Origin of the sequence: Stieleria sedimenti (genome assembly GCF_025060895.1) — a bacterium.
GTDB lineage: Bacteria > Planctomycetota > Planctomycetia > Pirellulales > Pirellulaceae > Stieleria > Stieleria sedimenti.
Map to the genome: position 1 here is coordinate 28,128 of NZ_JANZKV010000034.1, position 14,019 is coordinate 42,146.

A 14,019-nucleotide genomic window follows, 5' to 3' on the forward strand; every position below is an offset into this window, starting at 1 on the left:
CTCCTGCCAGGAGGGTGACTCTAAAACTGCACGACCTCCACGCGGGAGGGTGCCGTGAATGACAATTCAATACATGAAAAAACGTTAGAGTCAGGGGATCTGAAGGATTTCCTGGCACGGGATCGCAACGTCGAGTTTCGTCAGTCGGCAGGCTCGGCGCGTGATCACGAATCGATTCGCGGGTTCGCTAAAATAAATTCGGGACGGCCAAAGGGCGCAGCGACAGCGGTTACAATGCGACGTTTTGTAACGTGTCGGTCGCGGATAGATCATGAAAGTCAGCCCGTTTCTTTTCGTCTTGGTCGTCGGTTTGTCGCTTCATCAGCCCTTGCGACCTGTGGGGTTGCTGGCCGATGACGCAACCCGTCGGCCGAACATCGTCTTGATGATGGCCGACGACATGGGAATGGGTGACACGAGTGCGTATCAGGATTTCACCGGCAACGGGGATGCCGTCCAAGTTCACACGCCACAAATGGAACGGTTGGCAAGAATGGGGGTGCGGATGACCGATGCCCACACGCCTTCCTCGCGGTGTTCGCCGACGCGGTACGGGTTGCTGACCGGGCGATATCCGTGGCGCAATCGTTTGAAGTATTGGGTGTTGTTCGGCGCCCAAGGTGACCCGATGATCGAAGCGGATCGACCGACGATCGCATCGATGTTGCGCGACCAGGGATACTCGACCGGGCTGGTCGGCAAGTGGCATGTGGGGCTGCGGTATCGACGCAGTGACGGTTCACCAGCCGCCCAATGGAGCGATGCCGATTTGCGTCAGCCCTTGTTTACCACTCCACTGGACCACGGTTTTGATTTCGCCCGATTCACGTCACGGTCTCATGGAACATCCGGACCCGATGCGGGCGCAAAGAAAGCGAAGAAGCCCAACGGCCCCCGGCAAAGCGTCGGGCCGGGCCACATTCATGGTCGGACCGCGATTGCTGCGACGGCGAACGGAAAACAACTCGCCACCGACGGTCCGGCCGCGTATGTGTTGAGCGAGTTGGGCAGCCGTCACTCCGATCACGCCATCGAGTTTCTCCAGCGACAGACGCGACCCGGCCGAGGCTCAAGCAAGCCATTCTTTTTGTATTACCCGTCCAATTCCAATCACGGACCTTACACCCCGGACCAATCGATTGACGGCAAGCCGGTCGCGGGGGCGGCGCGCACGAAGTCGGGCGATCCGATGGACGCGCGGCACGATTTTATTTACGAGAACGACGTGGCGCTGGGGCGATTGCTCGACTGGTTGGAAAGGACCGACGATCCACGCGACGCCGGCCGCAAGATGATTGAGACCACCCTGGTGATCTTTACCAGCGACAACGGCGCGGAAAAGAACAGTGACATTGCGACCGGACCGTTCCGATCGCACAAGGGATCGGTCTATGAAGGCGGCCACCGCGTCCCCTTCATCGCCGCGTGGGCCGCGGGAGGCATCGGAGACGGTGATGCGACGACGCCCGGCCGAACCTCTGACCAGCCCATCGGGCTCCAGGATCTGTATGCAACCGTCGCCGAAATCGTCGGTACCGACCTGCCAGACCTGAGACGCGGTGAAAAAGGCGCCGAGGACAGTTTCAGCGTCCTGGCTGCACTGCGTGGAGAATCGATCGCCGGCCGCCCGCCGTTGTTCTTCAACGATCACAAGGAAGCCAAGGCAGACCCGGCCGCGGTTGCCATGCGTCTTGATTCGCCCACGATCGACGGCACAACCTATGACGGGCAATGGAAACTGTTTTTTGATGCCCGTCTGTTGCGAGCCGGGCAAGCGCACCCGTATGAACTGTACAACTTGGCGGTTGACCAGTGGGAAACCAATGATCGGATCGCTGACCAGACGCTTCAGCCATTGATTCATTCCATGGCAGAGCAAGCGTTATTGCATCGCAACGCCGGCGGCCATCGCATGGTGCCGATTGCGACCACGAAGCGAACGACGATCGACTTGCACGCCGACGGGGCGGTTGCCAGGCAGGTCGACGGCAAGTCGGTCGCTGAAACGGTGGTCAACGTCGGAGACGCGCCATTGACGATGGTGATGGAAGCCGTTGTGGGCAAACAAGCGGTCGCGGAGCCGGCGTTCCGCGCGGGTGCGGTCGGCTTAGGGATCCGCGGCGGCCGTCCGGGCAAAGTCGATCAGCACGAAGCCATCGAAATTCGATTTGATCGGGATGTGATCGTGGAATCCGCCGCGATCGTGGCCGGGCAAGACGGTGTCTGCGGCGGGTTCTACCGAGTCGGCGAGGGGGCACCGTTGGCGATCTACTGCGTCGATGCCGACCTGGACGCCAAAGACCAGAGTGGTTTGCTGAGCGACATCGGGGTGCTGCAGGCCGGTGCGACGTTGCGATTGGACAGCAGCCCGCACTTCGGCGTCGAAGCCGCCGGCAGCTGGAGCCTGCAAAACCTGACCCTTCGGTTGATCGAACCGTAGGCTTTGGGCGACGTTCGATAGGGCCAAACTGTCTTTCGTTAGCGGCAGGGCGCGAGCCCTCCGGTCTTTCGAGCTGCTTTGCCGCTGCGACCGGACGGCTCGCGGGCTGTCGTTTTAGTCTGGATCTGCTGAGTCAATGGTGAGCCGTTGGCCGTAAGGCCTCGGGCAACGTCGCTGTGCCCGGCCGCTTACGCGTCGCGGCTCACAAAATCGACAGCCCGCTCGCGCCGTTCCGCTAACAAAGCCGTTCCGCTAACAAAAAACATTCGGAGCGAGCGGCGGTCGGTACCTGCCGGGGTCTTGCGTCAACAAGACCCGTTCAGGTTGATCGAGGAAGGTGGCGCAGAGGGCGGCAGGGGATTGGGCAATTCCTCTTCGTCGCCGGGGATTTCACCAGGGGTCAGGTGGGGCGACGCTTCGAGATGTTCGGCGTCCATCAGGCCGGCGACGCGTTGTAGGGTCGAAAGAATTTGCAAACGCTCCCACTCTTCCAGCGACGAGAGCGCGTCGCGAAAGCGGTCTTGAAGCAGCGAGGGCGAAGTCTGGAGGACCTGTTCGCCTTTCCGTGAAATCTCGATCATGACGGAGCGTTTGTCGTTGGCGCTCGGCTTTCGCAGGATCAGCTCTCGCCGTTCCAGTCGCTGCAAGATGCCCGACACCGTCGCTTGGCTGAGATGCACCGCGCGGGCGATCGCTTTGGGGGAGGCATTGCCGAGACGCTGGGTTTCTTGCAATACGGCCAGCTGTGGGCCTGTGAACCCGTGGCCGTTGACCAGTTTCCGAGAATGCAGATCGACCGCCCGAATGATCTGCCTGATCGCTGCCACGATCTGGTCCTCATGAGTCAACAAATGCTTCGGTCCCCAAGTTGATGAAACAAAACGCGTCTTCCGCCGGCGCTACTCAATTTAGCTCAATCGGCGTTGCGGGGAAATTTAGGGCCGGTTCAGGCGTCCAATTCGGCGGAAAAACGCGAGGTTGACGTCACCGGGCAGCCGTTCATAGACTCTCGCCGGAGGCAAAACTGCTTTCAACGCAAATCACTTTCTGGTAACCTGGATCGCTCGTCCAGAGCGGTCCGTCCGCAAGTTGACGATTTTTTTCCTAAGGCAACGACACATGGCGCCCGACGAATTCTTGCTCGAATACAAATCCCAAGACTACGGATCCGACCCCACGGAGGTTAGGTCAACGGACAACTACACCGATGAATATGTCCGGGGGTTCGTGGAGAAGTGGGATGAGTTGATTGACTGGCAGCAACGCTGGGAATCGGAGGGGGATTTTTTCATCGAACAGCTCAAGGCCCACGGGGTCAAGCGGGTGTTGGACGTGGCCACCGGGACCGGTTTTCACTCGGTTCGGCTGCTTGAGGCCGGTTTTGATGTGGTCAGCGTTGACGGCAGCCCCTACATGCTCGCGAGGGCATTTGAAAACGCCCGGCAGAGGGGTCGCGTGCTGCGGACCGTCCAGGCGGATTGGCGTTGGCTGAATCGGGACGTTTACGGCCGCTTTGACGCCGTGATCTGCCTGGGCAATTCCTTCACGCACCTGTTTGACGAGCGGGACCGGCGGAAGGCGTTGGCGGAGTTCTATTCGGCGTTGGTTCACGACGGGGTCTTGATTTTGGACCAGCGAAACTATGACGAAATGCTCGACCACGGTTTCAGCTCAAAGCATAAATATTACTACTGTGGCGAAAAAGTCTCGGCGGAGCCGGAGCACGTCGACGAGGGGCTGGCGCGATTTCAGTACTCGTTCGATGACGGGTCGGTTTATCACCTGAACATGTTTCCGTTGCGCAAGAATTACACGCGTGAGCTGATGCAAGAGGTCGGTTTCCAGAAGGTGGACACGTACGGTGATTTCCAGGAGACTTACCACGACCGCGAGCCGGACTTCTTCGTCCATGTTGCGTCGAAGAGATATGAGGGCACGCCACAATGAGCATGAGTTCAGAGACGGCCACGCAGGTCGCGCGGGAGTATTACAACAGTTCGGATGCGGATCATTTTTACTCCGAGATCTGGGGTGGCGAGGACATTCATATCGGGTTGTATGAATCCGACGATGAGCCGATCAAGGATGCCAGCCGGCGGACGGTCGACCATTTGCTCGAGCGGATCGGCGATTTGGACCAGCACTCAACGGTGGTCGACGTCGGGTCGGGATATGGCGGTGCGGCGCGGCGGATGGTGGAGCGCTTTGGTTGTCGCGTGGTGTGTGTCAACCTGTCGGAGACAGAGAACGCGCGCAATCGTCGGCTCAATGAGCAGGCCGGTGTGGCCGACCGGATCGATGTCGTCGACGGCAGTTTTGAAGAGCTGCCGTTTGAGGGCGGCAGGTTTGACGCCGCCTGGTCGCAGGACGCCATCTTGCACGCGGGCAATCGGCCGCGCGTCTTGGGCGAGGTGGATCGGGTCTTGAAGCCCGGCGGACGATTCGTCTTTACCGATCCGATGCAGTCGAACGATTGCCCCGACGGTGTGCTAGATCACATTCTGGCGCGGATCCACTTGGCCGACCTCGGTTCGCCAAAGTTCTATCAAGGCGTCGCGCGAGATTTGGGTTGGAAAGACTTGGGCTTTGAGGAGCTGACCGATCAGCTTGTCAATCACTACTCGCGTGTGCTCAGCGTGACTGAGGATCGTCAGTCGGACTTAAGCGGCAAGATTTCCGACGAGTACTTGGAACGCATGAAATCGGGGCTCCGGCACTGGGTCGATGGAGGCCGAAAAGGACACCTGAGCTGGGGCGTGTTTCTGTTCGGTAAGCCGTAAGCCGGTAAGCAATCAGCGGAAAGGAAGTGGGCTCGACCCGAGACCTCTTTTCCGCGCTATGCTGAGTTTAGCGGACCACTGCGGCGACAGGTCACTGCAGTCCCCCAATTTCAGGCACGTTCCATTTCCTTCACCAATTGATTCTTGAGCCATACGACCACTTCTCAACGCCCCACCACACCCCGTGCCGAGCAGATGCCGCGCGTGGTGATCGGTCCGCACTTTGAGATGCATCCGGTCGTTTTTCTATCAAGTGCTGCGATCGTGTTGGCGGTCGCCTTGCTGTGTTTCGTGTGGCCTGCCAACGAGTTGCAGGATGCGTTTGTTGCTGTGCGCAAGACGATCGCGGTCCATTTCGGATGGCTCTATGTCGCCTCGATGGCGTTCTTTTTTGGCTTTGCGATTTGGCTGGCGCTGGGCAAGTACGGACAGATTCGACTAGGGCGTGATGACGAGTCGCCGGAGTTCCGCCGGGGGTCGTGGTTCGCCATGTTATTCAGTGCCGGCATGGGCATTGGGTTATTGTTTTTCAGTGTGGCGGAACCGATCATCCATTACGAAACCACGCCGCCGGGTTTTGCCGATGGACTGGACCAGTCACGACTCTCGATGGCGGTCACCATTTTTCACTGGGGGCTTCACCCCTGGGCGCTCTACTGCGTTGTCGGCCTGGCGCTCGCCTACAGTGGTTTTCGTCGGGGGTTGCCACTGAGTTTTCGGTCGTTGTTGTACCCGGTCTTCGGCGATCGAGTTTGGGGGCGGCTGGGCGATCTGATCGACATCCTGGCGATCGTTTCGACGTTGACCGGTGTGGCCACGTCATTGGGGATCGGAGCCCAGCAGGTCAACGCCGGGCTGTCGCACCTGTTCGGGATCGGTTCGGGCATCGGTGTGCAGATGACATTGATCGCCGGGATCACCGCGATGGCAACCGCGTCGGTGGTCGTCGGATTGCACGGCGGGATTCGGCGTTTGAGCGAGTTGAACCTGGTGCTCGCGGCGACGTTGATGACGATGGTGGTGTTGGGCGTCGGCGTGTTCACGTACCTGGGTGCCGCGATCGAAAACACCGGCGCCTACCTGCAAACGCTGCCTTTTAATTCGTTGAGAACCGGGGCGTTCAACGAGCAGTCACAAACGTGGGTCAACGGCTGGACCGTGTTCTACTGGGCGTGGTGGATTTCATGGTCGCCGTTTGTCGGGATGTTCATCGCCCGCATTTCCCGCGGGCGGACGATCAAGGAGTTCGTGATCGGCGTGTTGCTGGTTCCCACCGCGGTGGGCATTGCCTGGCTGACCGCGTTCGGCACGACGACGCTGCGTCAATACACCGACCATGTGGAACGCTTGTCGAGCGATGCGGACTATGATCCCGGCCGCGAGCTGCCGAAGTACTGGGTCGGTGAAGTCGGCCCGACGGGCAAATGGGCTCGGCTCGCGTCGGGCGAGTTCAAGCGTGAGCAGCAACCCTTGACGGCGGTTGAATACTACCAAGCAGCAATCGTTACTCCGGACGGGCGGTCGAAGGTCGATACGTTGCCGACAGTTTTGTTTGTCATGCTGGAGGGATTGTTTCCCTTCGTTGTGATTCAAACGGTCGCGATCGGCATCGCCACGCTCTGCATCGTTCTCTTCTTCGTCACCTCGTCGGATTCTGCGTCGATGGTGATCGATATCATCGCGTCGGGCGGGTCTCGAAATCCACCCGTCGGAACGCGACTGTTCTGGGCGATCAGTGAAGGGCTGGTCGCCGCTGCACTGCTTTATGGCGGAGGCCTGGACGCATTGCAGGCCGCATCGATTGCGGCCGCACTTCCCTTGACGTTTGTCTTGTTGCTGGCCTGTTATGGGTTAGTGACTTCGCTTCACAGAGATTCTCGAATCTCTTCCTCACCACTTTCCTCCTAGGGAGACATGACGATGGAATGGTCAGATTCACTACACAAAACTTACGAAGTCAAGCAGATCGACGGCGACGGCACCGTGCTGGAGTCGTTTCCGGTGGATGCCAAAAGCGGCGAAGCGGCCGCGAAGCAGCTGGAAAATGTCGCCGACGGGACGGAGAAAATCGCCGTCTGCTTGGACGGCGACCCCATCAACGAGATGGGTGTCGACTATTGGCTTAAACGCATGCGACGCCGCTAGACGAGAAATCCGATTCGATGTGGATGTTAGGTCAATTCAACACTCGCCGAACTCGCCGAACTCGCCGAACGCGCCGCGGTGATCGGGCACTCACCTGCCCGCTGCTGCGTCGCGCGGTCGCGGCGGCGGTGTTGCTGATCGGATCTTCGATGATGGTTTGGGGCTCGGTTGCGATGGCGGCCGAGCCCGAGTCGGAGTCGCCGCCCGCGTTGGCGTTTGTCGAAACCCAGTTGGGCGTCTCGCGCGAAGGCTACTTCACGCTGGAGTGGTCGGCGGTGGAAGGGGCGGCGTTGTACCGCGTCCGCGACCGTGCCGATCAGATCGCGTATCAGGGCGTGGCGACCAAATCGTTTCAGTCCGGGTTGAGCGACGGGGTCTACCGTTTTTACGTCGAGGCGATCGGCGATGACGGAGAAATCCTTGCGACGTCCGCGGAGGCCGTGGCAACGGTCGAACATTGGCGGCTGGCTCCCTCCCTGGCCCTCTTTGCAATCGGAGCAATCGTTGTTGGCGGAATCGGCTTTGTGATCCTGCGAGGCCGTTGGATCGAAAAACAGATCGCAACCGGCGGCGACGATCGCACGTCGATGTTGCAAACCGAGGTCGAGTCGGGTGGGGAATCATGATGACCGCAGACGGTTGGGCCGAAGGAATCTTTGCCATCTTGTTGTTTTCTCAATCGGTTGATGCCGGCCGCATCCTCAGCCCGGAAGCCGGGTATGTGATGCTGCTGCTGTTCGGAGTGGCATGGATCGGGCTGGGCATCTGGTGGGGCCGCCGGGCGACGTCGTATGACGGATTTGCCGTGGCGGGCCGGAACGTCGGATTGGCCCTTGGCACGGCGACGGCGGTGGCCACTTGGGTGACCTCCAACACGACGATGCTGGCGCCGCAGTTCGCGCTGCAACTGGGCATTTGGGGTGCGTTGGCGTACTCGACGGCCAGTTTCGGATTGTTCGCGTTTGCTCCGCTGAGCGGCAGGATTCGCCGCTTGATGCCACACGGCTACACGGCGGTGGAGTTTGTCCGGCGTCGGTACGGGCGTCTGGGATCGATCCCGTTTCTGATCATCTCGCTGTTCTACGCAATGACGTGGTTGATCTCGATGGCGATGGCGGGCGGCAAATTGCTCAACGCGCTCTCGGGCATTCCGTATGAAGTCGGGATGACGGTCGTGTTAGCGGTTTGTGTGCTATACACGCTTTTCGGCGGCATGTATGCGGTCATCGGCACCGACTTTGTGCAAAGCATCATCATCCTGATCGGGCTGGTCGTCGTCGCGATTGCGGTGCTGCTGCATGTTGACATTGCGGACGTTCATCAACAGTTGCAAGACGATCGACCGATGCTGTTGTCGATCCTGTTTCCGGCGGCATTGATGGCGTTGTTCAATAATATGCTGTTTGGATTTGGAGAAATTTTTCACAGCAACGTGTGGTGGAGCCGCGCGTTTGCGATGCGTGAAGGGGTTGGACCCAAGGCCTATTTATTGGGCGGATTGCTGTGGTTGCCGGTTCCGATCGTCGCCGGTTTTTTGGGTCTGGCCGCCCCGGCGCTGGGGATCGGGGTCAGTCAACCCGACACGGTCGGCCCGTTGGTGGCTGCCACGCTGCTGGGCACCGGAGGCGCGTTGCTGGTGTTCGTGGTGGTGTTTTGCTCACTGGCATCGAGCATCGATAGCTTGTTGGCTGCGACGAGCGACCTGGTCGTCAACGACATCGCCGAACCGCTGGCGAAGCGGATCAGTGGCACGCCTGCCACCGACCCGGTCAAACGGCGTTGGTCGTTGTTCGCGATCATTGGGTTGGGGGTAGTCACGTGGTGCGTCGCTTATCCCAATATCGGCACCCTTGCGACGGTTTTGTTTTTTGCCGGACCGATGGTGGGCAGTTGCATTTGGCCGATTGTCGGTGGCCTGTATTTTCGTCGATCCAGTCCGATCGCGGCCTGTATGGCGATGGTGGTCGGCACGTCAATCGGGTTGGTGGCGTACTTTATGATCGGTTGGTTTGTCGCCTCGCTGGTCGGAGCGGCGACATCGGGGCTGGTATTTTTCATCGGGATGTATTTGTACCCCGATGACTTTGATTTCCGATCGTTGTCTCATTTGCCCGGTCCGCCGCTTGCGGCCCGACCGGAAGACGGCCCCATCGACCCCAGTGAACGAATTGGTATGGTTGGAGATATTTCCAGCGGAGGTGAAACGCGATGATGTTCCCCCTCTGGTTTCTGGAGTTGATTGTGGTGGGTGGACTTACGCTATGTGGCGTGGGTGCGGCGGCACTCATTGTGTTTTGGATCCTCGACTTTAAAGAAAAAAGAATCTGGTAGACCCGTACAGATGATGAACACGACACAAAGGCGCCGTGCGTTGACGGAGTTCGCGACCAATTCGAAAGGCCGCAAGTTGGATCCCAAGGATCTGCTCACCCACACCGACATGCAAGTCGACTGGGAGACGCTTGCCAAGCTTGCCGGCACGTCGATCGTCAATCCGCGGCAATTCGACCGCGAGACCGTGGTGGCGATCGCCCAGTTGGCCGCGTTGTTGGAAACGCGGAACGTGGAGATGAAGAAGCCGCTGGACGGGAAAATCGCGATCACGGCGTTTTTCGAAGCGAGCACACGGACGCGATTGTCGTTCGAAAGCGCGGTGCTTCGATTGGACGGAAAGGTCCTATCGGTTCCCGACGGGCAAGTCACCGGCATCGCCAAGGGGGAGTCGTTGGCCGACATCGGCGAGATGTTCAATACCTACGGCGATGTCGTCATCATGCGGCATCCTGAAACCGAAAGTGTCGAGGAGATTCAAAAGAATCTCGAGCGTCCGCTGATCAATGCCGGCAACGGCAGCGGTCACCATCCGACGCAGGCATTGCTGGACTGGTACACGTTGCTGAAATGGCGGCCGGAGTTGAGCGACCCGTCGTGCCCGAACGACAAGAAGATTCATTTGGGGATCGTCGGCACGCCGGGATCGATGCGAGCGGTCAAGAGTTTTCTGCGTCTGTCGCTGATGTTCGTCGATGCGGTCTCCAAAATCACGTTGGTTTCCGAGATGGCCGACCCGGTCGGGTTGGATTTGACTGAGCCGATCGAAGAGTCGCCGATTCCGATCGAGATCACCAATGACGTTCAAGACGTCTTGCCCACGCTGGACGTCGTCTATGTCAACTCGATCGCGTTTCTCGGTGACAGTTACCGGAATTTGGACAGCCGGTACGCGTTGGACGCGTCGTGCAAGTTGCAACCGGGTGCGGTGATCATGCATCCGCTTGCCCGCAACGAGGAGCTATCCGAGGATTTGGACGAAACCGAACACAACCTTTATTTCGCCCAAGCCGCGGGCGCCGTGTTCGTCCGGCAAGCCGTGTTGGCCTCCGTCCTGAATCGGCTGGACCGGATTTCGGAACTTTGCTAACGACACCACGATAGAGATTAATACGGAAGGCACCCATGTGCGGAATCACTGGATTTTGGAATCCCGCGCGGACGAACGAGCGCGAGCTGCGTTTCACGCTGGACCAAATGTTGGACGTCTTGGACCACCGCGGCCCCGACGAACGGGGCAGCAAGTTTTTCCTCGACCAAGGTCTCGCCCTCGGGCACACCCGTCTGTCGATCATCGGCTTGGATCACGGGCACCAACCGATCGAGACCAGCGACGGTGACTACGCGGTCACGGTCAACGGTGAACTGTATGGTTACAAACGCGAACGAACTCGACTGGCGTGCCAGTCGCTCGTCAGTGACGGAAAGAGCGACAGTGCGATCACGCTGCCGTTGTATCTCCGGCACGGCTTGTCCTTCGTCGAACGGTTGCGTGGAGAATTTGCGATCGTCTTGTACGACCATCGCGAGAAACGTTTGATTCTGATCCGAGATCGATTCGGCATCAAACCGCTGTACTACGCCGTCAAGGACGATGGAGTGGTGTGGGGATCGGAGGTCAAGTCGATCCTCAAACACCCCAGTGTCGTTCCGCGACTGTGTCCCAAGGCTGCGATTCACCAGATGATGCAGGTCATGGTTCCCGGAACGACGGCGTTCGAAGGCGTTCAAGCGCTACAGCCCGGCCACATGCTAATCGTCCAACGCGTGGGCGATCGATTGGTGACCGAATCGAAGCGTTGGTGGGATCTGGAATTTCCGACGTCTCACGAATCGGGTGCCGATCCACAGGAGTATGTCCAGGGCGTTCAGGACCGCTTGATCGACGCGGTCGCCACTCGCTTGGAGGCCGACGTGCCGGTGGGCTGTTACCTGTCCGGCGGCATCGACAGTTGTTCGATTTTGGGGCTGGCGACGACGCTGCAGCAATCGCCGGTCAAGGCGTTCACGATCGCATTTGACAGTGATGAATACGACGAATCGAACATCGCCAAGTTAATGGCCGAGCGTACCGGTGCGGAGCAAGAGTTGTTGCGGTTGACGGAAAAGGAACTCTACGGGCCGGCGTTCGAGCGGGCGACGTGGCACGCCGAGCGGACGTTTTACAACACCCTGGCGGTGGCGAAGTGGCACATGAGCCGACGCGTCCGGGCCTGCAACTACAAGGCGGTCATCACCGGTGAAGGCTCCGATGAATTGTTCGGCGGCTATCCGTTCTTCAAACGTGATTGGCTGGGACGCGAAAAAGGGGAAGGGGGGCTTTTTGCCGGAGCCATCTTGGCCGAAGAGGACCAGTTGCACCCGGCTTGGCAAGATCTGTGTGGTTTTACGCCGTCGTGGATTCAGCCCTGGATGCTGACGCTGCGTGCGGCGCGTGCGCTGCTGTCGGACGAGTTGATCGATTTGTTGGAGACCTACGACCCGGTCGCCGAAGTCGCCGCGGCGATTGACCCCGAACAGGTTCGCGGCAGACACCGTTTGGACATCTCGCAATACACTTGGAGCAAGACGATGCTGGAAGGCCAGATCCTGACCTGGGGCGGCGACCGAATGGACATGGCCAATAGCATGGAAGCCCGACCGGCGTTCTTGGACCACCATCTGGCCGAGTACGCGGTGACAATTCCGCCGGACATCCGCATCCGTGACGGCATCGAGAAATGGGTGTTGCGCGAAGCGATGGTCAACGTCTTGCCCAAGGAACTTTACGAACGAAAGAAGTTCGCGTTCATGGCACCGCCGGCGCACACGGATCCCGTCAAACGAAACGCCGTGCAGGAGATGATCGATCACTGGTTGACGCCGACTCGCGTGAACGAGCTGGGGATCTTGAACCACGAACGTGTTGATCAATTCATTTCCCAGGCATGGCGCGAAACCGATGGCACGATTGCGCGTCGAAATGACATTCTGATGAACCACGCGTTGCAACTGCACATGTTGCAGGGGCAGTACGTCGAAGGCATGCCGCTGCCGACGGTCGACTAACGATGAGAACTCCATGGACTTGAGCGTTAACCTAGAACGAATCAAAAACGACATCCACGAACTTGCCGAAATCGGTCGCTGTCGCGACGATCGTGGCATTTACCGAATGGCGTTCACCGATGCGGACATGGAGGGGAAACGCTGGCTCAAGGATCGGATCGAACAAGCCGGGTTTGAGCCTCGAACCGACGGCGCCGTGAATGTTTCGGCCGAGTTATCGGGGTCGACCGACGAGCCGAGGATCTTGGTCGGGTCGCACATCGACACGGTGCCGTGCGCCGGAGCGTTGGATGGGACGCTGGGCGTCATCGTCGCCTTGGAATGTCTGCGTTGTCTTCACGAGCAGGGCGTCGTGCCGGAACGCACGATTGAATTGATCGCGTTCAGCGACGAAGAAGGACGATTCGGCGGGATGTTCGGGTCCCAGGCAGTCTGCGGACAATTGAACCCCGACGTGTTGGCAACGCTCTCGGATTTGGACGGCGTTCTGCTGGGCGACGAACTGCGGCGGCATGGATTTGATCCCCGCGGTGCGCTCGATGCGGCGCGCGATCCCGAGACGATTGCGAGCTATTTGGAGTTGCACATCGAGCAAGGCCCGGTGCTCGATCGCGGTCAAAAATCGGTGGGAATTGTCGACGAGATCACCGGATTGTTTACCTGGTCGGTCTGTCTGAAGGGCGAAGCGAATCACGCCGGAACGACGCCGATGGAGATGCGACACGACGCCTTCATGGGCTTGGCCGACTTTGCCTCCGCCATCCCCCGGATCTTGGACGAAAACGGCAGCGCGCGAAGCCGCGCCACGATCGGCAAGGCGCAGATTTTACCGGGTGCGGCGAACACGGTTCCGGGGATCGTCGAGTTTTCGCTGGACGTGCGGGACACCAGTCCGGAAATCCTGGCCGATCTGGGCAACGCGTTTCGCAAAGCGCTTTCGGCCATCGCTCGTCGCCGGAACCTGATGTTCGAATTTCAGCAAAAGAGTTACTTGCCGCCGGTCGCCGCCGACCCCGGGATCGTCAAACGGTTGCTCCGCCAAGCCGAACAGTTGGAACTGACGCATCTGCAAATGCATAGCGGGGCGGCCCACGACGCGCAAATCATGGGTAGTATGGTTCCGGTTGGCATGATTTTTGTTCCCAGCAAGAATGGACAGAGCCATTCGCCGGCCGAATGGACCGCCTGGACGGACATTGAAGCCGGGGCAAACCTGATGCTGTACTCCCTGATGGATCTGGCCAAATCGATTTCAACGAACTGACGAAACACGAC

The 14,019-nt window shown here is 59.3% G+C and carries 11 protein-coding genes; 10 read left to right on the plus strand and 1 reads right to left on the minus strand.

Annotated features, from left to right (window positions below; translation table 11 throughout):
- The first annotated feature begins 271 nt into the window (after nucleotides 1–271).
- The gene (locus tag NZK35_RS04710; protein WP_259631441.1) at nucleotides 272–2,440 is read left to right on the plus strand and encodes a sulfatase family protein; all 2,169 of its coding nucleotides are present in this window, start codon (nucleotides 272–274) and stop codon (nucleotides 2,438–2,440) included.
- A gap of 305 nt (nucleotides 2,441–2,745) precedes the next feature.
- On the opposite strand, the gene NZK35_RS04715 is transcribed toward NZK35_RS04710, so the two are convergent.
- On the minus strand, nucleotides 2,746–3,267 hold the full coding sequence (locus tag NZK35_RS04715; RefSeq protein ID WP_259631442.1) for a MarR family winged helix-turn-helix transcriptional regulator: 522 nt from the start codon (nucleotides 3,265–3,267) through the stop codon (nucleotides 2,746–2,748).
- 292 nt (nucleotides 3,268–3,559) lie between these two features.
- On the opposite strand from NZK35_RS04715, the gene NZK35_RS04720 reads away from it, so the two are divergent.
- The 9 genes from NZK35_RS04720 (at nucleotide 3,560) to NZK35_RS04760 (ending at nucleotide 14,008) form a co-directional block, all read left to right on the plus strand.
- The gene (locus NZK35_RS04720; protein ID WP_259631443.1) at nucleotides 3,560–4,387 is read left to right on the plus strand and encodes a glycine/sarcosine N-methyltransferase; all 828 of its coding nucleotides are present in this window, start codon (nucleotides 3,560–3,562) and stop codon (nucleotides 4,385–4,387) included.
- A complete protein-coding gene (locus NZK35_RS04725) occupies nucleotides 4,384–5,220 on the plus strand; it encodes an SAM-dependent methyltransferase (protein WP_259631444.1) in 837 nt (278 codons plus the stop codon). The genes NZK35_RS04720 and NZK35_RS04725 overlap by 4 nt, the downstream gene beginning before the upstream one ends.
- 144 nt (nucleotides 5,221–5,364) lie before the next feature.
- Nucleotides 5,365–7,128: a BCCT family transporter gene (locus NZK35_RS04730; RefSeq protein WP_259631445.1), complete on the plus strand. Its 1,764-nt coding sequence runs from the start codon at nucleotides 5,365–5,367 to the stop codon at nucleotides 7,126–7,128.
- 12 nt (nucleotides 7,129–7,140) lie between these two features.
- A complete protein-coding gene (locus tag NZK35_RS04735) occupies nucleotides 7,141–7,365 on the plus strand; it encodes a hypothetical protein (protein WP_259631446.1) in 225 nt (74 codons plus the stop codon).
- Between the two features lie 23 nt (nucleotides 7,366–7,388).
- On the plus strand, nucleotides 7,389–7,991 hold the full coding sequence (locus NZK35_RS04740; RefSeq protein WP_259631447.1) for a hypothetical protein: 603 nt from the start codon (nucleotides 7,389–7,391) through the stop codon (nucleotides 7,989–7,991).
- Nucleotides 7,992–8,089: 98 nt separating this feature from the next.
- A complete protein-coding gene (locus NZK35_RS04745) occupies nucleotides 8,090–9,577 on the plus strand; it encodes a sodium:solute symporter family protein (protein WP_323379611.1) in 1,488 nt (495 codons plus the stop codon).
- A 129-nt stretch (nucleotides 9,578–9,706) separates the two neighbouring features.
- Nucleotides 9,707–10,786: an aspartate/ornithine carbamoyltransferase family protein gene (locus NZK35_RS04750; RefSeq protein ID WP_259631449.1), complete on the plus strand. Its 1,080-nt coding sequence runs from the start codon at nucleotides 9,707–9,709 to the stop codon at nucleotides 10,784–10,786.
- A 35-nt stretch (nucleotides 10,787–10,821) separates the two neighbouring features.
- A complete protein-coding gene (asnB, locus tag NZK35_RS04755; RefSeq protein ID WP_259631450.1) occupies nucleotides 10,822–12,744 on the plus strand; it encodes an asparagine synthase (glutamine-hydrolyzing) in 1,923 nt (640 codons plus the stop codon).
- Nucleotides 12,745–12,763: 19 nt separating this feature from the next.
- The gene (locus NZK35_RS04760; protein WP_407699766.1) at nucleotides 12,764–14,008 is read left to right on the plus strand and encodes a Zn-dependent hydrolase; all 1,245 of its coding nucleotides are present in this window, start codon (nucleotides 12,764–12,766) and stop codon (nucleotides 14,006–14,008) included.
- Nucleotides 14,009–14,019 lie beyond the last annotated feature (11 nt).